Genomic DNA, 21,923 nt, shown 5'->3' on the forward strand with positions numbered 1-21,923 from the left:
CACGACCGAGGACCATGGACACCATCACCCAAATGCTTCTCGGGGCCACGGTCGCGCAGGCCGGCTTCCGCCGCCGGCTGGGCCGCCGCGCGCTGGCCGTCGGCGCGGGCATCGCGCTGATCCCCGACCTGGACGTGGCCGCCGGCTGGATCGGCGGCCCCTTCGCAAACTGGGTCCATCACCGCGGCCTGACCCATTCGATCCTGTTCGGCCCGATCGCCGGCCTGCTGCTCGGCTGGCTGGTCTGGCGCTGGCAGCGCCGTCGCCATGGTCCGGACAGTCCATGGGGTGGGACCGACGCGCTGCGCCCCTGGGTCTGGCTGGCCATTCTGGCGCTGATGACCCACCCGGTGATCGACGTCTTCACGTCCTACGGAACGCAGTGGCTCTATCCGCTCACCACCACGCGCTTCGCGATCAACGCGATGCCGATCATCGACCCGATCTACAGCCTGATCCTGTTGTTCTCGCTGGTGGCCGGCGTCGCGCTCCGCAAGCGGGCGGCCCTGGCGCAGGACATCGCGGGCGCGGCGCTGATCCTCGTGACGGCCTACACGCTCGGCGGCTGGGCCATCAACGACCGCGTCGAGGCGATCGCCCGGGCGCAGACCGGCGGCACGGCCCAGGTGGCGGCCTACCCGACCCTGTTCCAGCCGCTGCTGCGCCGGGTCGTGGCCGAAACCCCGGACGCGGTGCTGGTTGGCTTCCACTCCGTTCTGGGCGACGGGAAGATCCAGTGGGAGCGTTTCGAGCGGCACCGCTCCCCGGCCATCGCGGCGGTCGCGGCGACCCCGGAGGCCGAGGTCTTCCGCTGGTTCTCGATGGACAATCTGATCTGGCGCGAACAGCCGCTGGAGTCCGGCCGCACCCTGGTCCAGGCGCTCGACCATCGCTACGGCATGCCCGGCGTCTCGTCGCTCGGCTTCTGGGGCATCCGGGCGGTCGTCGACCCGGCGGGGAGGCTGGTGGGTCCGGTGGAGACCTTCCAGACCCCCCGTGACGCGTCGGGGGCGGCGTGGCAGGACCTGTGGGTCCGCATCGTCGGCACGGGTCCGGCGGACCGGACGGTCCGCGCCGACTGATCCCTCGGTTCCGCTACACCGCCAGAGCGACGCCGAGGTGCCGCTCCATGAGGGCGTGGTCGTCCCGCAGGTCGGCGGCCGCCCCCTCATGCACCACCTGCCCGCGTTCGAGGATCACCGCGCTCTGCGCGAAGTCCAGGGCACGGTCCACCTGCTGCTCCACCAGGATCAGGGTGACGGTCAGCTGCGCCAGCGCCTGCATCAGCTGATCGCAGATCACCGGGGCCAGGCCCTCCAGCGGCTCGTCGAGCAGCAGCACCGTCGGCCGGCCGAGCAGCGCGCGGGCGACGGACAGCATCTGCTGCTCGCCGCCGGAGAGCGCGCCCCCGCCGTTGCCCCGCCGCTCCTTCAGGCGGGGGAACAGCGCGTAGGCCTCCTCCAGGGCGGAGCGCGGCCGGCCCTTCAGCCCGGTGACCAGATTCTCCTCCACCGTCAGCGAGCGGAAGATGTCGCGCGTCTGCGGCACGTAGCCCAGCCCGGCCGCCGCCCGTGCGGAGGAGTTGAGGCCGCTCAGCTCGACGCCGTCCAGCCGGATGCTGCCGGCGTGCCGCGTCGTCTGCCCGACCAGGGTGGCCAGCGTCGTGGTCTTGCCCATGCCGTTGCGGCCCAGCAGGGCCATCCGCCCGCCGGCCGGCACGGCGAAGGACAGCCCTTCGACGATGCGGGTCTCGCCATAGCCGGCGGTCAGGCCGGTGACTTCCAGCGTCCCTTCAGTGCGGCGCATTGGCCCGGCTCCCCAGATAGACCTCGCGGACGCGCGGATCGGTGGTGATCTCCTGTGCCGTGCCGCTGCACAGCAGACGGCCCTGCGCCAGCACGACGATGCGCTTGGCGAAGCGGAACACCAGATCCATGTCGTGCTCGATCATCAGCACGGCCAGATCGGGCGGCAGGCGGTCCAGAGCGTCGAGGATGCGGTGGCTTTCCGAATGCGGCACGCCGGCCGCCGGCTCGTCGAGGATCAGGAGCTTGGGCTTCAGGGCGAGCGCCAGCGCGATCTCCAGAAGACGCTGCTGCCCGTAGGCCAGGGCGCCGACGGCGGTGTCCGCCATCGGGACCAGCCCCATGCCGTCGAGCAGGCCGGCCACCTCGTCGGCCAGACCCGGCGTGCGCCGGACCGAGGCGAAGAGGCGGAAGGTCTTCCGCTCGCGCTCCAGAACGGCCAGCTCCAGATGCTCGCGCACCGTCATCGAACGGAACAGCCGGGCCACCTGGAAGGAGCGGATCAGCCCGAGGCGCACCCGCGCCTGCGCCGACAAGCGGGTGACGTCCTGCCCGGCCAGCCGGATGGTGCCGGAGCTGGGCGCCAGCACGCCGGTCACCAGATTGACGAAGGTCGTCTTGCCCGCCCCGTTCGGCCCGATCAGCGCGCAGCGCTCGCCCGGATGAAGCGCCAGCGTGATGTCGGCCGACACCTGGAGGCCGTCGAAGTTCTTGCTCAGCCCCTGGACGTCGAGAAGCGCGGTCATGCCCGGTTCCCCTTGATGAGACGGTCGGCGAGCGAGGCGATGCCTCCCGGCAGGAACAGCACGGTGCCCATCAGGAACAGGCCGATGAACAGCATCCAGTGGAAGGGGTCGATCGCGGCCATCACGTGATGGATGGTCATGAAGGCCACCGTGCCGATGATGGCGCCGACGAGCCGCCCGGCGCCGCCGAGCACCAGCATGACCAGCGCCTCCGCCGACCAGGAGAAGCTGACGCTGTCCAGCCCGACAATGCCGCTGGTCACCGCGGTCAGCGCCCCGGCCACACCGGCGAACACCCCGGCGATGGCGTAGAGCGTGACCAGATAGCGGCGCGGCGAACCGCCCAGCGCGGCGACGCGCAGCGGGTCCTCCTTCACCCCCCGGCAGGCCAGCCCGAAGGGCGAGCGGACGATGCGCCGCGCCACCAGGAAACCGACCAGAAGCACCGCCAGCGCGAACAGGTAGGAGGTGCGCCCGAACATGTCGAAGCGGAACAGGCCGAACAGCGGGCTGGGCTCGATGCCCGACAGGCCGTCGCTGCCGCCGGTGAGGTCGCGCGCCTTGTTGACCACCTCCTGGACGATCTGCACCACGGCGATGGTCAGCATCAGCAGCGTCAGGCCGCGCGCGTGCAGGATCAGCGCGCCGGTGACCAGGGCGACCAGACCGCCGGCCAGACCGCCGACGGCGAGCAGGACGAGCGGGTCGCTCACCAGATGCACGGCGGCGATGCCGGCGGCGTAGGCCCCGGTGCCGAACATCGCCGCGTGCCCCAGCGTGGCGATGCCGCCGAAGCCGAGCACGAGGTCGAGCGACAGGACGTAGAGCGCCGTCGCGGCGATGCGCGTCATCAGGCCGAGATCGTTGGGAAACAGCCAGAAGGCGGCCAGCCCGGCGGCGGCGAGCAGCGGAAACGCGGCCCCGCCGAGCGCCCGGCGGAACCAGGGCTCGCGCGCGGAGACCTGCGGAGACGGATCGATGGCCACCGCGCCCGTGTGACGTCCGCTCATCAGGCCGCCCTCCCCTGGAAGAAGCCGTGCGGCCAGCGGAACAGGATCAGGATCAGCGCGGCGTAGAAGAAGAACTCGCCGAAGCTGGGGATCAGATATTTGCCGGCGGTGTCGACGATGCCGAGCGCCAGGGCGGCGGCGGCCGAGCCGAGGATGTTGCCCGCCCCGCCGACGGCGACCACCGCCAGGAACAGGACGATGTAGCGGATGGCGTAATAGGGCTCCAGCGGCAGCAGTTCCGCCCCCAGCACACCGCCCAGCGCCGCCAGCCCGGTGCCCAGCGCGAAGGTCGCGGTGTAGAGACGCTCCGTCCGGATGCCCAGCGCCGCGGCCATGTTCGGGTCGTCCACGGCGGCGCGCAGCTTGATGCCGAAATCGGTGCGCTCCAGCAGCCACCACAGGCCCAGCACGGTCGCCGCCCCCATGGCGATGACGAAGGCGCGGTGCACCGGGATGGACTTCGGCCCGATCGCCACGGTGCCGAGCAGCGCGTCCGGCAGCGGGATGCGCTTCAGCGTCGGGCCGAACAGGTAGTTGATCCCGGCGACGATGACGAAGGTCAGGCCGATGGTCAGCAGCACCTGGGCCAGCTCGTTGGCCGAGCCGTAGATGCGCCGGTACAGCAGCTTCTCCAGCGGCAGCGTGGCGAGCACGGTGAACAGGATCGCCGCCACCAGACCCACGGCGTAGGGCAGGCCCAGCCCCTGCGCGGCGTAGGAGGCGACGTAGCCGGCGACCATGGCGAAGGCGCCGTGGGCGAGGTTGACCACGCGCATCAGGCCGAGCGTGACCGACAGGCCGACCGAGATGATGAACAGGATCATCCCGTAGGCGACCCCGTCCACCACGATGCCGAAAAGCGTTTCCATCAGGAACTCCAGCGCGGACAGGCCCCCTCCCGTCGGGGACAGGGGCCGTCGATGGTCCTACTTGCCGGCCTTGAAGCCGTAATCGGGCTGGTCGGGGAACCCGGCGACCTCGGTGTTCTGCAATTTGCCGTCCTTGCGCTCGGTCACGCGCAGGTAGATGGTCTGGGTGACGTGGCGGGACTCGGGGTCGATCCGCACCGGCCCGCGCGGGCTTTCCCAGGCCATCCCCTTGACCGCCTCCACCGCCTTCGCCCCGTCGCTCCTGCCGCCCGTCGCCTCGACCATGCGGTAGATGACGTGCGCGCCGTCATAGGCGCCGACCGAGGTGAAGGTGACGATGTCGGACGAGCCGAACAGCTCCTTGTGCTTGGCGAGGAATTGGCGGTTCAGGTCGGACTCGTGGGCCTGGCTGTAGTTGAAGGTCGTGGTGATGCCGACCGCCGCGTCGCCGAGCACCGGCAGGTCCGGTTCCTGCGTGATGTCGCCGGGGCCGAAGAACTTGATCCCCGCGGCCTTCAGGCCGGTGTCGCTGAAGGCCCGGGCGAAGCCCAGCGTCGTCGGGCCGGCGGGCAGGAAGGCGTAGATCGCCTCCGCCCCGGAATCCTTGATGCGCTGCATGAAGGGGGCGAAGTCGGTGGACTTCAGCGGCATGCGGATGCTGTCGACCACCTTGCCGCCGGCCTTCTCGAAGGTCTGCTTGAAGGCGGTCTCGCCGTCGATGCCGGGGCCGTAGTCGCTGACCGCGGTGGCCACCTTGCGGATGCCCTGCTTGGCGACGTGCTCGGCCAGCGGCACGGTGTTCTGCCACAGGGTGAAGGAGGTGCGGACGTAGCGCGGCGACTTCTCGGTGATGGCCGAGGTCGCGGCGTTGAAGATCACGCAGGGGATGTTCGCCTCGTCGATCAGCGGGGCGACCGCCAGCGCGTCCGGCGTGAAGAAGAAGCCGGCGAGGTAGCCGACCTTCTCCTTGACCACCAGCTCCTGGGCCAGGGCCTTGCTCTGCGCCGGGTTGGCCTGGTCGAGGTCCTTGTAGACGAACTCCACCGTGTTGCCGGCGACCGTCTTCCCATGCTGGGCCTGATAGACCTCGATGGCCTGCTTGAAGGTCTGGCCGACCGTGGCGAAGGGGCCGGAGAACGGCGCGATCACCCCGACCTTGATCGTGTCGGCCCAGGCCGAACCGGCGTTGCCTCCGACCCCGAAGGCGCACAGGAAGGCCGTGCCCAGCAGGGCCTTGCGAAATGTTCCGGACATGTTTCCTCCTCGTTCTGAAAGCCCCCGTGCTTTTTCGTCGTTGATTGGGGGGCGTTGCTTTGGGGGCGTTGCTTGGGGGCGTCTTGGCGTTCGCCGGGGCCGGACGCGCAGGCCGCCGATACCGTCACCACAGCAGGGATATCAGTGATCGCAGCGCTGCGCTCATTCGTTGGACGAAGGCCCCATTCGTTTTTTGAATAACGTCCGGGGCGCCATTGCAATGCAGCAGGAGCATCCGAACCGCAGACCGACGGTGCCGAGCCGCAAAGCCTATGGGTGGTCTATAGTAAAACTCAATGCCCCAGGGCTTCGACGGTCCGACCCGTGCCGCTCGACCGGTCCTCGGGATGGACGAACTGCTTGACCAGCAGGGCCAGGGCGGCGACCAGACCCGGAACGGCGACGATGGCGAAGATGCTGGTGAAGTCGAGCTGCCGGCGCGCCAGTTCGGCCACCAGGAACGAGCCGCCGATCCCGCCGAAGCGGCCCAGCCCCAGCATCCACGCCACGCCGGTGGCCCGTCCGTGGGTCGGGTAGAAGCTGGCGGCCAGCGCCGGCAGCGAGGTCTGGGCGGTGTTCATGATGGTGCCCGCCGCGAAGACCGTGACCACCAGAAGCCCGACGTTCCCGGCCACCTGCCCGATGGCGTAGACGGCGCCGTAGGTCAGCACGAAGCCGAAGGCGATGATCCTGTTGGCGTTGAAGCGGTCCATCAGCCAGCCCGACAGCACGGCCCCGACACCGCCCAGCGGGAACAGCGCGGCGATCAGCGCGGCGTCGCGCGGCGCCAGCCCGGCGTCCTTGAACAGGATCGGCATCCAGTTGATCAGCGCGTAGAAGATCACCAGCCCCATGAAATAGGCGACCCACAGCATCACCGAGCCGACCAGATAGCCGCGGGACAGCACGACCGCGATGCCGTTCCGCGCCTTGGTGGCCGGGGCCTTCTCGGTCATCACGAAGCCGGCCGCTCCGGCCGCCGTCTCGGAGATGCGGCGCAGCACGGCGCGGATGCGCTCCACCGGGTGGTTGTGGGCGACCATGTAGCGGACCGATTCCGGCAGCAGGACCAGCAGCACCGCCGCCAGGACCAGCGGCGCGATCCCGCCCAGCACCAGCACGCTGCGCCAGCCCCACAGCGGGATCATCCAGGCAGCGAGGAAGCCGCCGAAGGCCGCGCCGAGCGGGAAGCCGCAGAACATGGCGTTGGTGACCATGGCCCGCCGCCCCTCGGGGCAATACTCGCTCATCAGCGTGACGGCGTTGGGCATCGCCGCCCCCAGCCCGAGGCCGGTGACGAAGCGCAGCATGACGAGCTGGTCCAGGTTGCCCGAGAAGGCGGAGGCCAGACAGGCGGTGCCGATGACCAGGACCGAGCCGATCAGGATCGCCTTGCGGCCGAAGCGGTCGGCCAGAGGCCCGGCGGACAGGGCGCCGAAGGCCAGCCCGAACAGCGCCGCGCTCAGCACCGGCGCCAGCGCCGGCCGCGCGATTCCCCATTCCGTCGTCAGCGACGGGGCGATGTAGCCGATGGCCGCCGTGTCGAAGCCGTCCAGAAGGACGATGAAGAAGCACAGCGCGAACACCAGCCACTGGTATCGCGAGAAAGGGTGCTCGTTGAGAAAGGCTTGGACGTCGACGCTGCGCGCGGTTGGCATGGGTTTCCTCCTCGGGGGGACTCGTCACGGGGCGTTTTTTGTTTTGCGTCCCGTCTTTTGTTTTTTGGGAACTGCGGCCCCAGGCAACCATAGGGCTGGGGCCGTGGAGCTGGCGGCGCGTTCCCCGGTCAGGCGTTCAGCGACTTCTCCAGGCGGTCGAGCGTCCGCATGGCCGGCAGACACTGCGCCACGCTGGCGTTGGGCTCGCGCCCGTCGCGGATGGCGGCAAAGAACTCGCGGTCGATCAGCTCGATGCCGTTGGTCGACACGGTGAGGCCGCTGAGGTCGATCTTGTTGTCCTTGCCGTCGTACAGATCGTCGTAGCGGGCGATGTAGGTGCCGTTGTCGCAGATGTAGCGGAAGAAGGTCCCCAGCGGCCCGTCGTTGTTGAAGGACAGCGACAGGGTGCAGATCGCCCCGGACGGCACCTTCATGCCGATGCTCATGTCCATGGCGATGCCGAGCTGCGGGTGAGCCGGCCCCTGCAGGGCGTGCATTTGGCTGGCGACCTCGCCGGTCTGGTACTGGAACAGGTCCACCGTGTGGCAGGCGTGGTGCCACAGCAAATGGTCGGTCCAGGTCCGCGGCTTGCCCAGCGCGTTCATGTTGGAGCGGCGGAAGAAGTAGGTCTGCACGTCCATCTGCTGGATCGTCAGCTCCCCCGCCTGGACCCGGTTGCGGATCCACTGGTGGCTGGGGTTGAAGCGCCGCGTGTGCCCGGCCATGGCGACCAGACCGCTGGTCCGCTGCGCCGCGACCAGCCGCTCCGCGTCGGCCAGACTGTCGGCCATGGGGATTTCCACCAGCACATGCTTGCCGGCTTCCAGGCACTGGATCGCCTGGGTGGCGTGCACCGGCGTCGGGGTGGCGAGGATCACCGCCTCCACGTCGGCCCGCTCCAGGCTCTCGGCCAGATCCTTGGTCCAATGCGGAATGCCGCGCGCCTTGGCGAAACCCTCGATGTCGTCCGGCTCGCCGCCGACCACCGACACCACCTCGACGCCGTCGATGGCGGCGACCGCCTCCAGATGCTTCACGCCGAAGGCGCCCGCGGCCCCGGCCACACAAATCCTCATCGCGTCCTCTCCCGAAATCCCTTGTCCGGGCCGGGAGCCCCCCGCAGCGGCGGGTCCAGCTCCTCACCCCTTAATCCCTCATGATCGAATGGGTATCATCCCGCCCGCCGCCGAGGAAATTCGTTCGTCGAAGAGCCCATTTGTTTTTTGAATAGCGACGGGGTCGAGCGGTAGGGAAGGAGCCCCGTCGAGGCGGCGGCAAAACAGCCCTTTCCTTACCTGACAGCGCGCCTTTGAGCACAGCCCCGTATGTTGCATCCCCATGATTCGACATGAGATTACGCTTGACGCGACATCTTCGTATCGACCCCGGAGGCTGTTCCGCGCCCGGCATCCCATGGCGAGGCCCAATCGAAAAAGATGCCTATAGCAAAACCAAATGGTAACGAAGGGAGTTCGAAATAGGATTTGCCACCGGACCGGCGGATGATGGGCCATCAAAATCGGACTGCCCACAACAAGGCTGCCCACCACCAGACTGCCCATGCGGGGGAGCGGACATTCATGGCACAGAACAAACGAGCGCTGGTGCTCAGCGCCCACTCGGCAGACTTCGTGTGGCGCGCCGGCGGCGCCATCGCGCTGCATCAGAAGAAGGGCTACGAGGTCACCATCGTCTGCCTGTCCTACGGCGAGCGCGGCGAGTCCGCCAAGCTGTGGAAGCAGGACGGCTGCACGCTGGACCACGTGAAGACGGAGCGCCGCAAGGAGGCCGAGGCCGCCGCCAAGGCGCTGAACGCCCACGACATCCAGTTCTTCGACCTGGGCGACTACCCGCTGGAGATCGACCGCGAGGCCAAGTTCCGTCTGGTCGACGTGATCCGCAAGGTGCAGCCGGCCTTCCTGATGAGCCACTCGCACTACGATCCCTACAACACCGACCATTCCTACGCGACCAAGGTCCTGATGGAATGCCGGATGATCGCCCAGGCCTGGGGCCACAATCCCGGCCAGAAGGTGCTCGGCGCGCCGCAGCTCTACCTGTTTGAGCCGCACCAGACCGAGCAGATGGGATGGAAGCCGGACGTCTTCCTCGACATCACCGAGGTGTGGGACAACAAGCGCGCCGCCATCGAATGCATGGCCGGGCAGGAGCATCTTTGGGATTATTACACCAACCTGGCGCAGAACCGCGGCAACCATTTCCGCCGCAACTCCGGCGGGCAGGCCGGCGGGCGCAACGCCCGCTACGCCGAGGGCTTCCAGTCGGTCTATCCCCGCACCGTGGATGAGCTGTGATGAACGTCGTCGTCCAAACCATCGAGCGGGCCGACCCGGCGGTGATCGCCGGTCTGGCCGAATGCGGCGTCGCCACCGTGCACGAGGCGCAGGGCCGCAAGGGCCTGCTGGCCTCCGCCCTGCGCCCGATCTATCCGGGCGCCCAGTTCGCCGCCTCGGCGGTGACCATCCTCGCCCCGCCGGCCGACAACTGGATGCTCCACGTCGCCATCGAGCAGGTGAAGCCCGGCGATGTCCTGGTGCTCGCCACCACCTCGCCGTCCGACGCCGGCTATTTCGGCGACCTGCTGGCGACCTCGGCCAAGGCGCGCGGCTGCGCGGGTCTGGTCATCGACGCCGGGGTGCGCGACGTCCGGACTCTGACCGACATGAGCTTCCCGGTCTGGTCCCGCGCGGTCTGCGCGCAGGGCACGGTCAAGGAGACGCTGGGTTCGGTCAACGTGCCGGTGGTCTGCGCGGGTGCCCTGGTGAATCCCGGCGACGTGATCGTCGCGGACGACGACGGCGTCTGCGTGGTCCGCCGCGAGGAGGCCGCCGAGGTGCTGGCGAAGGCCCAGGACCGGCTGGCGAAGGAGGAGGAGAAGCGGGCGCGGCTCGCCGCCGGCGAACTCGGCCTCGACCTCTACGGCATGCGCGGCCCGCTCGCCGCGAAGGGGCTGCGCTATGTCTGACGGCGTGCGCTGCCTGTGGATGCGCGGCGGGACCTCCAAGGGCGGGTACTTCCTGGCCGACGACCTGCCGCCCGGCACGGCGGCGCGCGACGCCTTCCTGCTGCGGGTGATGGGCTCGCCCGACTCGCGCCAGATCGACGGGATGGGCGGCGCCGACCCGCTGACCTCCAAGGTGGCGGTGGTGCGCCGGTCGGAACGGCCGGGCGTGGACGTCGACTACCTGTTCCTTCAGGTGTTCGTGGACAAGGCCATCGTCACCGACGCGCAGAACTGCGGCAACATCCTGGCCGGCGTCGGCCCCTTCGCCATCGAGCGCGGCCTCGTCCCCGCCCGCGACGGCGTGACGCCGGTGACCATCCACATGGAGAACACCGGGCAGGTGGCGGTGGCCGCCGTGCCGACGCCGGGCGGGACGGTCACCTACCGGGGCGAGGCGCGCATCGACGGCGTGCCCGGCACGGCGGCGGCGATCCCCATCGAATTCCGCGACACCGCCGGCTCTTCCTGCGGGGCGCTGCTGCCGACGGGGAACGTGGTGGACGTCATTGACGGCGTTCCGGTCACCTGCATCGACAATGGCATGCCGGTGGTGGTGCTGCGCGCCGCCGACCTCGGCGTGCGCGGCGACGAGACGCGGGAGGAACTGGACGGCGACGCGGCGCTGAAGGCGCGGCTGGAATCGATCCGGCTGCAGGCCGGGCCGCGGATGAAGCTGGGCGACGTGACGGACAAGTCGGTGCCGAAGATGACGCTGGTCAGCGCGCCGGCCAACGGCGGGGCGGTGTCCACCCGGACCTTCATCCCGCACCGCTGCCACGCCTCCATCGGCGTGCTCGGCGCGGTCAGCGTCGCCACCGCCTGCGCGCTGGAGGGCTCCCCCGCCGCGTCGCTCGCCGTGGTCCCCGACGGCGCCGCCAAGACATTGAGCGTCGAGCACCCGACCGGCGAGATGACCGTGGTCCTCGACCTGGACGAGGCCGGAACGGTGACCCGCGCCGCCCTGCTGCGCACCGCCCGCAAGCTGTTCGACGGCACCGTCTACGCCGACTGATCATTTTCCCCGAAGGGAGCCTTCCATGGACGCCGACTACCGTCCCTTCCACCCGAACCCGAGCAAGCCGGCCTACACGCCGCCGCCCGGCGCGGTGGACGCCCACTGCCACGTCTTCGGCCCGGCCGACCGCTTCCCCTACGCGCCGGAACGCAAATACACCCCCTGCGACGCGCCGAAGGAACGGCTGTTCGCCCTGCGCGACGAGCTGGGCTTCGCGCGCAACGTCATCGTCCAGGCGACCTGCCACGGCAAGGACAACCGGGCGCTGGTCGACGCGCTGAGGGCCTCCAATGGGCTGGCGCGCGGCGTCGCCTCGGTCGGCCCCTCGATCACCGAGGGTGAGCTGGCCGAGCTGCACGAGGCCGGGGTGCGCGGCGTGCGCTTCAACTTCGTCAAGCGTCTGGTGGACGCCACGCCCAAGGAGGTCTTCCTCGGCATCGCCGACCGGATCGCCACGTTCGGCTGGCACATCGTGGTCTATTTCGAGGCGCCGGATCTGGACGACCTCACGCCCTTCCTGCGCGAGCTGCCGACCACCATCGTCGTGGACCATATGGGCCGCCCGGACATCGCCAAGGGCGTGGACCACCCCCAGTTCCAGAAATTCGTCGCCCTGATGGCCGAGAACCCGAAGGTCTGGAGCAAGGTGAGTTGCCCCGAGCGGCTGAGCGTCCAGGGTCCGCCCTCCTACGACGACGTGGTGCCCTTCGCCCGCCTGCTGGTCGACCGCTTCACTGACCGCGTGCTGTGGGGCACCGACTGGCCGCACCCGAACATGACCTCGCACATGCCCGACGACGGGCATCTGGTCGACGTCATCCCCCGCATCGCCACCGACGAGGCCAAGCGGACGGCGCTTCTCGTCGACAACCCGATGCGGCTTTACTGGTCCGAATAAGCCCAAAAACGAGTGACAGAAACGAAAAGGAGGAAACACCCGTGACCGCACCCCACGAGCCGATCCCCGGCACCACCATCTTCGACGGCCGGATGGCCATGAAGGGCTATCCGCTCAACAAGATGTGCTACTCGTTCAACGAGGCGGCGGCCCGGCAGGAGTTCCTGGCCGACGAGGAGGCCTACTGCGCCAAGTTCGGCCTGACCGATGAGCAGAAGACGGCCATCCGGGAGCGCAACGCCCTGGCCCTGCTGGCGGCCGGCGGCAACATCTACTACCTCGCCAAGTTCATCGGCATGCTCGGCCTGAACGTCCAGGACATCGGCGCGCAGCAGACCGGCATGACGGTCGAGGAATTCAAGGCGAAGCTCAAGGCGGCGGGGAACTGAGACCATGGCCAAGATCGTCGGTGGCGTCACCACCTCCCACATTCCCGCGATCGGCAACGCCATCGCCAACGAACTCTTCGAGGACCCCTACTGGAAGCCGTTCTTCGACGGCTATCCCAAGGCCCGCGAGTGGCTGGCCGAGGTCAAGCCGGACGTGGCGATCGTGGTCTACAACGACCACGGACTGAACTTCTTCCTCGACAAGATGCCGACCTTCTCCATCGGCGCGGCTCCCGAGTACCAGAACAAGGACGAGGGCTGGGGCCTGAAGCCGCTGCCGCCCTACCCCGGCGATCCGGAGCTGTCCTGGCACATCATCGAATCGCTGGTGAACGACGAGTTCGACATCTGCTCCTGCCAGGAGATGGCGGTGGACCACGGCTTCACCGTGCCGATGGCCCTGCTGTGGCCCGACCAGACCCAGCGTCCCGTCCGCACCATCCCGGTGGCGGTCAACACGGTGCAGCACCCGCTGCCCACCCCGGCGCGCTGCCTGAAGCTGGGCGAGGCCATCGGCCGCGCGGTGGCGTCCTACCCCAAGGACCTGAAGGTGGTCGTGCTGGGCACCGGCGGCCTGTCGCACCAGCTCGACGGCGAGCGGGCGGGCTTCATCAACAAGGACTTCGACCTGATGTGCCTTGAGAAGATCGTCGACGAGCCGGAGGCGCTGGCGAAATACTCCATCCACGATCTGGTCCGGCTGGCCGGCGCGCAAGGGGCGGAGCTGATCCTCTGGCTGATCATGCGCGGCGCGCTGGGCCGGAAGGTCTCGAAGGTCCACAGCAACTACCACATCCCGATCTCCAACACCGGGGCCGGCCTGCTGGTCCTCGAAAGCGCGGCCTGATCGGGCCTCCGCTGCCGTTGGCGTCCCTTCCGCCGCCGCGTTCCCCGGCGGAAGGGGCGCCATGTGCCCAGGACAACGCAGCGCGTCCTGCAATCATCACAGCCTGGGAACACCCCGTCGACAACTTGATGGTGCAGCCCAAATTGCCAATTGAGCGGTGAATTGCTATAGAGACCCACCTCATTCCCGCACGGGTCGGTCGTCTGCAATGCACATGTTCAGCGCCGCCGTCACCCGGCGAGCCCTTCTGATGCTGCTCGCCGCCGCGCTGACGCTGCTGGGAATCGTCGCGATGTCGGGATGGCTGGCCGACAGCACACAGACGTTTTCCAGGTCCGTCGGCCGGATAACCGCACTGCGGGTCGCCGCCGGGACGCTCCTCAGCCAGCTGCAAGACGCCGAGATCGGTCAGCGGGGGTATCTCCTCACCGAGGACCGTCAGTATCTCAAGCCCTATGAGGCCGCCACCGCCGCGGTCGACAGCACGATCGTCCGGTTGCGGGACCTCGCCGGCGGGGATGCCGACGAGTTGCGCATCATCGACCGCCTCGCCGTCCTCGCCGACGCCAAGCGGGAAGAGTTGGCGCAGACCATCACGCTGATGGAGGCCGGGCGCCGGGACGAGGCCCTGGCCGTCGTGCGCACCGGTCGCGGCATGATGCTGATGGACGATGCCCGCCGCTCGCTCGCCGACCTGATCACCCCCGCCGACGCCCAGCTCGACACCCAGCTCAGCGCATTGATCGGGCAGGCCAGGGCATCGGGTTGGGTGGCCAACCTGGGCGGCCTGTTCATCGTTCTGGTCGTCGGCGGCGCCGTTTGGATCGCGCTCCGTTACACGCGGGGCCTCATGCGGGCGCAGCGCGCGATCCAGGCCCTCAACGACTCCCTGGAACAGCGCGTGTCGGAACGCACGATGGAGCTGCAACGGGCCAACGACGAAATCCAGCGCTTCGCCTACATCGTCAGCCATGACCTGCGCGCCCCGCTGGTGAACGTGATGGGCTTCACCGGCGAATTCGAGGTGGGGCTGGCCAGCGTGCGCGCTCATCTCGACCGCCTGCCGTCGGACGGTGATGACGCCGCCGCGTCGGAGGCGCGCCGCGCGGTGGTGGAGGACATGCCGGAAGCCATCGGCTTCATCCGCGCATCGACGACAAAGATGGACCGGCTGATCAACGCCATCCTCGCCCTGTCGCGCCAGGGCGGCCGGACGCTGAACCCGGAACCCGTCTCCATGCAGGCGCTGCTGGAAAACGTGGTTGCCAGCCTCCGCCATCAGGCCAGCGAGCAGCGTTGCACCATCGACATCAAGGAGCCCTTGCCGTCCCTGCTGTCGGACCGGCTCGCGCTGGAGCAGGTGTTCGGAAACCTGCTCGACAACGCGATCAAGTATCTCGATCCGGCGCGGACGGGACGGATCGCCATCCACGGGCGGGTCGAAGAGAACCGCCTGATCTTCGAAGTCGCGGACAATGGGCGCGGAATCGCGCCGCAGGATCACGAACGGATCTTCGAGCTGTTCCGCCGCTCCGGCGTGCAGGATCGCCCCGGAGAGGGGATCGGGCTGGCCTATGTCCGGACGCTCATCCGGCGCCTGCAAGGCGAGGTGACCGTCGAATCGGTTCCTGGACAGGGCAGCGTCTTTCGCATAACCCTTCCCAAAGCCCTCGCCCTGCCTTTGGAGAAGACCGTCCATGACGCGTGACACACAGTCGGCGTGCATCGTCATGATCGAGGACGACGAGGGCCACGCACGGCTGATCGAGAAGAACATCCGGCGGTCCGGCGTGACCAACGACATCGTCTCCTTCAGCGACGGCACGAGCGCCCTCGCCTATCTGTTCGGCCCGGACGGAAGCGGGCAAGCGAGCATGGGACGGGCCCTTCTCATTCTCCTGGATTTGAACCTTCCGGACATGACGGGGATCGATATCCTGGCGAGGCTCAAGACCAACCCCTACACAAAACGCTTCCCGGTCGTGGTGCTGACCACGACCGACGACCGGCAGGAAATCCAGCGCTGCTACGATATCGGGGCCAATGTCTACGTCACCAAGCCGGTGAATTACGAGAGCTTCGCCACCGCGATCCGGAAGTTGGAGCTGCTGTTTTCCATCATGGAGATTCCCGAGGCGGTGGCATGACCGACCTAGCCGTCCGCATCCTCTACATCGACGATGATGTCGCCATGGCGCGGCTGGTGCAACGGAAGCTCGAACGGCGCGGTTACGCCGTCGAATGCGCACAGGATGGCCAGGAGGGGTTGAGACGGCTGGACCTGGGCGGCATCACGGTGGTCGGGCTGGATCATGAGATGCCAGGGGCGACCGGGCTGGACATCCTGCCCGCCCTGTTGTCGCGCGACAACGCGCCGCCGGTCGTCTACGTCACGGGCGCCGGCGACACGCGGGTGGCCGTCGCGGCGCTGAAGGCCGGCGCGGACGATTACGTTCCCAAGGAAGCCGGTGAGGAATTTTTCGATCTGCTGGTGGCGGCCATCGAGCAGGCCCTGGAGAAGGCTCATCTTCGCCGGGAACGGGAACGGGCGGATCAGGACGTGCGCGCCGCGCGGGACCGTGCGGAGTTGCTGCTGCGGGAGGTCAACCACCGCGTCGCCAACAGCCTGGCCCTGGTCGGCGCCTTCATCCAGATGCAGAAATCCAGCCTCTCCGACCCCGAAGCCCGGGCCGCGCTGGGGGAGACCCAAGCGCGCATCATCGCGATCTCCGGCATCCACCGCAGCCTGTACACGTCCGACGACGTGCGCTCCGTCCGCATCGACCTGTATCTGGAAACGCTTCTCGCCGGAATGCACACCGCAATGGCGTCCCGGCGCCCGGACAGCTTCATCGTCGTCGCCGACGCCGTATCGGTGCCGACCGACAAGGCCGTGTCCCTGGCGGTGATCGTGACCGAGCTGGTCACGAATGCCTGCAAGTACGCCTACCCGGACGGCCGAACCGGCAGCATCCGGGTCCGTGCGAAGGCCGCCGACGGGAATCTGTCGGTGAGCGTGGAGGATGACGGCGTCGGCTTCTCCCGTGACGACACTCCGCGGGGAACCGGTCTTGGTACCCGGATCGTCCAGACGATGGCAACCAGCCTGGGTGCGCAGTTGAATTATGACAGGCGGCACGCCGGCACGTGGGTGACGTTGACGATGCCTTTGCAGCCGCTGTGACGGGTCTTCCGAGAGCAGGCATTGTCACGGCAATGGCGGCGGCCCATCGTTCGTGACGGCATCTTCGCTGGAAGTGGGTTCAGAAGTTTGGCCCGGCCATCGTCGGCAACGTGCGATCTTGGGGCGTTCTGCAGGCCTGTCCCGTTCCCGCGACAGGGCTCTTGCTTCATGCCAATTCATGCGGTTCAGGATCAGGCCGTCGTCGTCGTGCGAAAGCGCTTCCGGTAGTCAACCGGATTGATGCCGAGATTGCGAACAAACGCCCGCCTCATCGAACTGGCGTCACCAAACCCACAAATATGAGCCACCCGCTGGAGCGGCGTGGATGAATCGACCAGCATCCGGCGCGCCGCGTCGAGCCGCGCCGCTTCCACGAAATCGGCCGGAGGGCGGCCGACGTCGCGCTTGAACACCCTGGCAAAATTGCGCGAACTCATGCCGGCCTGGGACGCCAAGGCCTCCACGGACAGATCGGCGGAAAGATTGTCCAGCACATACGCCTGGATCTTCTGGATTCCGGTACGGCTCGACACCTGGGCGGCGAGATGGGCACTGAATTGCGACTGCCCTCCAGGCCGCTTCAGGAACATCACCATGTAGCGCGCGACCAGCAGCGCCAGTTCCCGCCCGTGATCCTCCTCCAGCAGGGATAGCGCCAAGTCGATGCCGGAGGTGACGCCGGCGGCGGTGGAGATGTTGCCGTCGCGAATGAAGATCTGGTCCGAATCGACCGTCAGGGTTGGAAACTCAGCGCGAAGCTTGTCGGCGCATTCCCAATGGGTGGTGACACGGCGGCCGTCAAGCAGCCCGGTGGCCGCCAGCAGGAACACCCCCGTGCAGATCGACCCGTAGCGGCGGACTTCGGGCGCGCGGCGCCTGAGCCAGTCGATCACCGCCGGATCGATGGCGCTGAACGACGGGTCACCGGCGATCAGCAACGTGTCGATCGGCTGGTCGGGGTCGTGGATGGTTCGGTCGGCAAGAAACCGCAGGCTGCCGGTTCCGCAAACCGGCCCCTCCGCGGTGCCCATCACCTGCACCTCGTAGGCCTTCGGATCGCCGAGACGGCGCGCCGCTTCCCAGAACACCTCCGCCGGCCCCACCACATCCAACGCCTGAACCCCGGGAGGGGCGAGAAGCACAATCCGCATGAAAGACGCTCTTCCTGCAATCGGGCGGCCAAACGGCACAGCCGCCCGATTGTATTTGGCATGCCAACTATCAGGCAAGAGCCGGGCTGCGGAGCGTGGTGACGCGAAGCAGCGGATTGCCGGCGTCCAGCCGGCCCAGAGCCCGCAGAAGCCCGCAACTGATCGCCGGTTCGCACAGCACGACCGGCAGATAGGCGGCGGCGAAGACCGCCCAATCCGCGAACGGCGTTGCCCGCTCGCCCAGCATCAGCCAGAAGCCGACCATGGCGACCACGCCGCTGTAATAGACGGCGTCGAAGCGCAGCACCGACGACCAGCGGATCGAGGCCAGTCCACCGGATTCCAACAGGCGCTTTCCACCCATGGCGTGTGCGGCAACCAGCGGCACCATCAGCGACAGCGAATTCACGGCGAGATGCCCGAGATCCTGCGGCTCGAACAGCAGGGCCTGCAGCGTCAGTCCAATGCCGAACCCGAACAGGGTCGCGGGAAATCCGAAAATGAAATAGATGGCCGAGGCGCCGATGAAGTGCAGTTCCGACGGGCCGACCGGCTGGTGCCAGAACTCCATGAAGACCGAGAAGAAGATGGCCGCCAGGAGCGCCTTGCCCCATTCGAGAGGCCGGCGCAGGAAGGCCGGAACGTGCGAGGCGAGAAGGCTGAGCGCGGCCGCATTGGCGCCGACGATCTTCGCGGCGGACAGCATGCCGGGTTCAATGTGCATGGACGTCTCCCAATGTTCGGATGGTGGTATCAGGCCGACCGCGTGTCGGCAGTCGCGGTGGCCGTGGCAAGGCGGGCCGACAATTCGTCGGGCGTCGCGAGGCCGGATTGAAGGATTGTCGCTTCCAGGGCGCTCAACCACTGTTCGTAGTAGTTCCAGGAGGGGCCGTCGGGGGCCTGGGTCCGCTCCCAGTCGCCGATGGCGGCGATCAGGTTTCGACGGAAATCCTCCCACTCGAAATGACCCTCCCGGGCCAACGCGAGCGCCACGCCGAAGGCCGACCGCTCCCACTCCTCCGCGAAGCAGAGGGTGCCGTTGGCACGGGGCGGGGAATCCTCTGCCCCGGCCATGCTGGTCAGGGCGAAATGTTCGAAGTGGGTCAGCATGCCCGTTCCTCCTGACGGTTCTGAGGGGCCGGTTTGGGGTTCAGGCGGACGCCGCCACCGCCACGCCCATCATGGCTTCCGGCGTGACCAGGGCCGCGAGTTCGCCTTCGCTCATGCCCTCGGTCCCGGCGGGGCGCTCGGGAATGACGAACCAGCGGATCTGCGCGCTGCTGTCCCAGACCTTGACCTCGGTGCTTTCGGGCACGGTGAGCCCGAACTCCTTCAGCACGGCGCGCGGCTCGCGGGCGGCGCGGCTGCGGAAGGTCGGGTCCTTGTACCAGTACGGCGGCAGCCCCAGCACCGGCCAGGGATAGCAGGAGCAGAGCGTGCAGATGACCAGGTTGTGGACGCCCTCGCCATTCGCCACGGCGCGCATGTGCTCGCCCTCGGCCCCGGCCATGCCTTCCGGCAGATCCGTCAATTCGGCGATGGCGGCCGGCGCATCCTCGATCAGCCGTTGCTTGAAGGCCGGATCGACCCAGGCGCGGGCGACGATCCTGGCGCCGTTGAACGGGCCCATCTTCGTTTCGAACACGTTCAGCACCGTGTCCACGGTCTTGCTGGTGATGACGCCCTTTTCGATGAGCAGCGCTTCGAGGGCGCGGACGCGGGCGGCGCTCCGGGCCTCGCGGTCGTCGGGATGGTGGAAACGATCGGTCATTCGCGATGGCTCCGGTCAGGCGGTGGGCTTGGTGACGTAGGCGGCGTAAAGGTCGGCGTAGAGCGTGACGTTCGGCTCCGTGTTGCCGGGCCACAGGTCCTTGGCCTCGAAGCGCACGCAATAGACGGGCATCGGCGCGCCGACGCCGTCCGTCCCGGTGTCGGTCAGATAGCCGTAGGCGCCCGGATAGACCGTCTCGACCACGCCGCTGTGGTTGCGCAGGAACCCGGGCAGGCGGGTGTGCTCGAGCGTCGGCACATTCCTGACCTGGACGGTGTCGCCTTCTTGGAAGTCGGGCAGGATCGCGACGTCACGCTTCGGGGAATCCCCTTCCGCCAGATAGCGTTCGACGCGCTGGTCGATCTCCGGCGCGCCGCCTTGCGGCAGAGGCTTGTCCGGATCGGCCAGATACTCCGCCGTGCGGGCCTCCAGTTCCTCCTCGGTGATGTAGCCGTTCTCGATGAAGTAGCCGCTGATCCCGCCCAGCCACTTCTCATAGTAGCGGTACTTGAAGTAGTCGAAGGGGTTGAGCCCTTCGGCCCCGGTGCGCAGATGGGCCCAGGTCCAGACGGTGCGGAAGGCGCTCGGCGTGGCGGGAAGCGGCAGTTGCGGGCTGAGCGCCATCATCGCCGTGTGAATGCCGAAGATGCGTTTCTCCCACTCCTCCACGAAGACGCGCGTTTCGACGGTGATGGGGCCGAGACCCTCCAGGCCCCCGAGGTAATGTTGCAGCTTCATTGGGTGCTTCCTGAAATCGGGAACGGAGTCAGAAGCGTCAGTGGGCGGCGACGTCCGCCGCGACGGTGCAGCCGCGAAGTCCCTCCAGCAGCCTTTCGGCATCGAGGTTGCGGCCGATGAAGACGAGCTGGTTCAGCCGTTCCTCGCCGGGTCTCCAAGGCCGGCCCAGCCGCCCGTCCAGTGTCATGTGGACGCCGTGAAAGACAAAGCGGCGGCCCTGGCCGTCGAGATCCAGCACGCCCTTGGCGCGCAGCAGGTCGCGCCCCTTGTCCTGGACAAGCTGGTTGAGCCAGCGGTCGACGGCCGCCGGGTCGAGCCGCCCAGGCTCGCGAAAGGCCACGCAGCCGATGCCGGCGTCGTGTTCGTGCTCATGCTCATCCAGGATATCGGGGTCGAGGCGCAGGATGTTCTGCAGGTCGAAGGCGCCGATGCCGAGGATCTCCGAGAGCGGCAGCGCGCACTCCTCGGTGCGGTGGATGCGCGCCAGCGGGTTGAGCCGGCGGATTTCGCGTTCCACGGCATCGAGCGCCGCGGCGGGTTCCAGGTCGATCTTGTTCAGCAGGATAACGTCCGCGAAGGCAACCTGTTCGCGCGCTTCGTCATGACCGAGTTGCAGGGGAAGGTGGCGGGCATCGGCCACGGTGATGATGGCGTCCAGCGCGAAGCGGCCACGCAGCCCTTCGTCCAGCACGAAGGATTGAATGACGGGGGCCGGGTCGGCAAGGCCGCTCGTCTCGATCACCACCCGGTCGAATCCGCGTTCGCCTTCGGCCAGCCTTACCAACGCCTCGATCAGATCACCGCGGACGATGCAGCAGACACAACCATTGTTGAGTTCGACGATCGTCTCGTCCGTCGCCGTCACGAGCAGCCCGTCGATGCCAAGTTCCCCATATTCGTTGACGATGACGGCGGTCCGCCCGCCACCGCGCTCCGCCAGGATGCGGTTGAGCAGGGTCGTCTTGCCGGCTCCGAGAAATCCGGTCAACACGGTCACCGGAATCGGTCGCATGGCGATGCTCCGTTGCTTCAGGTTGCAAAGGGCAGCCTTCACCTGCGGAGATGGCCGAAAAGATCCGGACGTTCCGCTTCAGCGCTGCTGTGGTATACATTGCACCGCATACCATTCGCTGACTCAACAAGCGGCAGAGGGCAATTCCGGACAAAGCGCCTATCAGAATCGGCCAACCGCTTTGCGTGAATCGACATGGGGATACGGCTTCTGACGCGGTTTGGGAGTCCTGGCACCGCGTGGCAGCGTGGTGCGTGGATGGGGAATTGGTGGCGGAAGCCGGGTGCTGTTGATGCTCGCGCCAAGAACCGGAGGCCGCGACGGAGGGAGGATGCCGTCTTGAGAGCGATCGGCGAGCAGACCGCCGACACACCGAAAAGCGGCGCTTTTAAAGGAGCTGAACTCTCAGTTTTGGCTGGAAAGGCGGAAATACCCTGGGGGAGCGGCGCCATACGGGCACAGCGCGCCCCCAAGCCAGATCAGGCGTCGGAAATTCTTGGCGAAGTTGGCGATGCCACTCGTCCACCGTCGCCCGACCGAGGCCGATGGCG

The 21,923-nt window shown here is 67.8% G+C and carries 23 protein-coding genes; 10 read left to right on the plus strand and 13 right to left on the minus strand.

The features are described 5' to 3' along the window. Window positions 1-14 precede the first annotated feature (14 nt). Window positions 15-1,082 (plus strand): metal-dependent hydrolase, encoded by a 1,068-nt coding sequence (locus Sp245p_RS24130; RefSeq protein ID WP_014198982.1) that lies wholly within the window; start codon window positions 15-17, stop codon window positions 1,080-1,082. Between the two features lie 13 nt (window positions 1,083-1,095). On the opposite strand, the gene Sp245p_RS24135 is transcribed toward Sp245p_RS24130, so the two are convergent. From Sp245p_RS24135 to Sp245p_RS24165, 7 genes are all read right to left on the minus strand, one after another. Next, on the minus strand, window positions 1,096-1,806 hold the full coding sequence (locus tag Sp245p_RS24135; RefSeq protein WP_014198981.1) for an ABC transporter ATP-binding protein: 711 nt from the start codon (window positions 1,804-1,806) through the stop codon (window positions 1,096-1,098). Continuing rightward, window positions 1,793-2,551: an ABC transporter ATP-binding protein gene (locus Sp245p_RS24140; protein ID WP_014198980.1), complete on the minus strand. Its 759-nt coding sequence runs from the start codon at window positions 2,549-2,551 to the stop codon at window positions 1,793-1,795. The genes Sp245p_RS24135 and Sp245p_RS24140 overlap by 14 nt, the downstream gene beginning before the upstream one ends. After that, window positions 2,548-3,561: a branched-chain amino acid ABC transporter permease gene (locus tag Sp245p_RS24145; protein WP_014198979.1), complete on the minus strand. Its 1,014-nt coding sequence runs from the start codon at window positions 3,559-3,561 to the stop codon at window positions 2,548-2,550. Before Sp245p_RS24145 ends, Sp245p_RS24140 begins: the two co-directional genes overlap by 4 nt. Next, the gene (locus Sp245p_RS24150) at window positions 3,561-4,430 is read right to left on the minus strand and encodes a branched-chain amino acid ABC transporter permease (protein ID WP_014198978.1); all 870 of its coding nucleotides are present in this window, start codon (window positions 4,428-4,430) and stop codon (window positions 3,561-3,563) included. The genes Sp245p_RS24145 and Sp245p_RS24150 overlap by 1 nt, the downstream gene beginning before the upstream one ends. A gap of 57 nt (window positions 4,431-4,487) precedes the next feature. Continuing rightward, window positions 4,488-5,684, minus strand: a complete 1,197-nt coding sequence (locus Sp245p_RS24155; RefSeq protein ID WP_014198977.1) for an ABC transporter substrate-binding protein — start codon at window positions 5,682-5,684, stop codon at window positions 4,488-4,490. A gap of 293 nt (window positions 5,685-5,977) precedes the next feature. Continuing rightward, window positions 5,978-7,342: an MFS transporter gene (locus Sp245p_RS24160; protein WP_014198975.1), complete on the minus strand. Its 1,365-nt coding sequence runs from the start codon at window positions 7,340-7,342 to the stop codon at window positions 5,978-5,980. Between the two features lie 128 nt (window positions 7,343-7,470). Next, window positions 7,471-8,418, minus strand: a complete 948-nt coding sequence (locus Sp245p_RS24165) for a Gfo/Idh/MocA family oxidoreductase (protein WP_041813760.1) — start codon at window positions 8,416-8,418, stop codon at window positions 7,471-7,473. A 504-nt stretch (window positions 8,419-8,922) separates the two neighbouring features. On the opposite strand from Sp245p_RS24165, the gene Sp245p_RS24170 reads away from it, so the two are divergent. The 9 genes from Sp245p_RS24170 to Sp245p_RS24210 all read left to right on the plus strand — a co-directional run bounded on the left by Sp245p_RS24170 (window position 8,923) and on the right by Sp245p_RS24210 (window position 16,700). Then, window positions 8,923-9,657: a PIG-L deacetylase family protein gene (locus tag Sp245p_RS24170; protein WP_014198973.1), complete on the plus strand. Its 735-nt coding sequence runs from the start codon at window positions 8,923-8,925 to the stop codon at window positions 9,655-9,657. After that, entirely contained in the window at window positions 9,657-10,328 is a 672-nt protein-coding gene (locus Sp245p_RS24175) for a 4-carboxy-4-hydroxy-2-oxoadipate aldolase/oxaloacetate decarboxylase (protein WP_014198972.1), read from the plus strand. The genes Sp245p_RS24170 and Sp245p_RS24175 overlap by 1 nt, the downstream gene beginning before the upstream one ends. Next, window positions 10,321-11,379: a 4-oxalomesaconate tautomerase gene (locus tag Sp245p_RS24180; RefSeq protein ID WP_014198971.1), complete on the plus strand. Its 1,059-nt coding sequence runs from the start codon at window positions 10,321-10,323 to the stop codon at window positions 11,377-11,379. Before Sp245p_RS24175 ends, Sp245p_RS24180 begins: the two co-directional genes overlap by 8 nt. Window positions 11,380-11,404: 25 nt before the next feature. After that, a complete protein-coding gene (locus tag Sp245p_RS24185) occupies window positions 11,405-12,280 on the plus strand; it encodes an amidohydrolase family protein (protein WP_014198970.1) in 876 nt (291 codons plus the stop codon). 41 nt (window positions 12,281-12,321) lie between these two features. Then, complete coding sequence (locus tag Sp245p_RS24190) at window positions 12,322-12,669, plus strand: protocatechuate 4,5-dioxygenase subunit alpha (protein ID WP_014198969.1); 348 nt, start codon at window positions 12,322-12,324, stop codon at window positions 12,667-12,669. A gap of 4 nt (window positions 12,670-12,673) precedes the next feature. Beyond that, window positions 12,674-13,516: a class III extradiol dioxygenase family protein gene (locus tag Sp245p_RS24195; protein WP_014198968.1), complete on the plus strand. Its 843-nt coding sequence runs from the start codon at window positions 12,674-12,676 to the stop codon at window positions 13,514-13,516. A 208-nt stretch (window positions 13,517-13,724) separates the two neighbouring features. Beyond that, window positions 13,725-15,224, plus strand: coding sequence for a sensor histidine kinase (locus Sp245p_RS24200; RefSeq protein WP_014198967.1), 1,500 nt, complete (start codon window positions 13,725-13,727; stop codon window positions 15,222-15,224). After that, the gene (locus Sp245p_RS24205; protein WP_014198966.1) at window positions 15,214-15,663 is read left to right on the plus strand and encodes a response regulator; all 450 of its coding nucleotides are present in this window, start codon (window positions 15,214-15,216) and stop codon (window positions 15,661-15,663) included. Before Sp245p_RS24200 ends, Sp245p_RS24205 begins: the two co-directional genes overlap by 11 nt. Further along, on the plus strand, window positions 15,660-16,700 hold the full coding sequence (locus tag Sp245p_RS24210; protein WP_014198965.1) for a sensor histidine kinase: 1,041 nt from the start codon (window positions 15,660-15,662) through the stop codon (window positions 16,698-16,700). Before Sp245p_RS24205 ends, Sp245p_RS24210 begins: the two co-directional genes overlap by 4 nt. A gap of 191 nt (window positions 16,701-16,891) precedes the next feature. Here the strand turns inward: Sp245p_RS24210 and Sp245p_RS24215 are convergent, their stop codons facing one another. The 6 genes from Sp245p_RS24215 to Sp245p_RS24240 all read right to left on the minus strand — a co-directional run bounded on the left by Sp245p_RS24215 (window position 16,892) and on the right by Sp245p_RS24240 (window position 21,372). After that, on the minus strand, window positions 16,892-17,851 hold the full coding sequence (locus Sp245p_RS24215) for a GlxA family transcriptional regulator (RefSeq protein WP_014198964.1): 960 nt from the start codon (window positions 17,849-17,851) through the stop codon (window positions 16,892-16,894). Window positions 17,852-17,921: 70 nt separating this feature from the next. Further along, window positions 17,922-18,575, minus strand: coding sequence for an energy-coupling factor ABC transporter permease (locus tag Sp245p_RS24220; protein ID WP_014198963.1), 654 nt, complete (start codon window positions 18,573-18,575; stop codon window positions 17,922-17,924). Window positions 18,576-18,604: 29 nt separating this feature from the next. Beyond that, entirely contained in the window at window positions 18,605-18,961 is a 357-nt protein-coding gene (locus Sp245p_RS24225) for a nitrile hydratase accessory protein (RefSeq protein WP_014198962.1), read from the minus strand. Between the two features lie 40 nt (window positions 18,962-19,001). Then, window positions 19,002-19,622, minus strand: coding sequence for a nitrile hydratase subunit alpha (nthA, locus tag Sp245p_RS24230; RefSeq protein WP_014198961.1), 621 nt, complete (start codon window positions 19,620-19,622; stop codon window positions 19,002-19,004). A 15-nt stretch (window positions 19,623-19,637) separates the two neighbouring features. Next, window positions 19,638-20,360 (minus strand): nitrile hydratase subunit beta, encoded by a 723-nt coding sequence (gene nthB, locus Sp245p_RS24235; RefSeq protein ID WP_014198960.1) that lies wholly within the window; start codon window positions 20,358-20,360, stop codon window positions 19,638-19,640. Between the two features lie 37 nt (window positions 20,361-20,397). Next, window positions 20,398-21,372, minus strand: a complete 975-nt coding sequence (locus Sp245p_RS24240; protein WP_014198959.1) for a CobW family GTP-binding protein — start codon at window positions 21,370-21,372, stop codon at window positions 20,398-20,400. Window positions 21,373-21,923: the final 551 nt, after the last annotated feature.

It is taken from the genome of Azospirillum baldaniorum (assembly GCF_003119195.2).
GTDB lineage: Bacteria > Pseudomonadota > Alphaproteobacteria > Azospirillales > Azospirillaceae > Azospirillum > Azospirillum baldaniorum.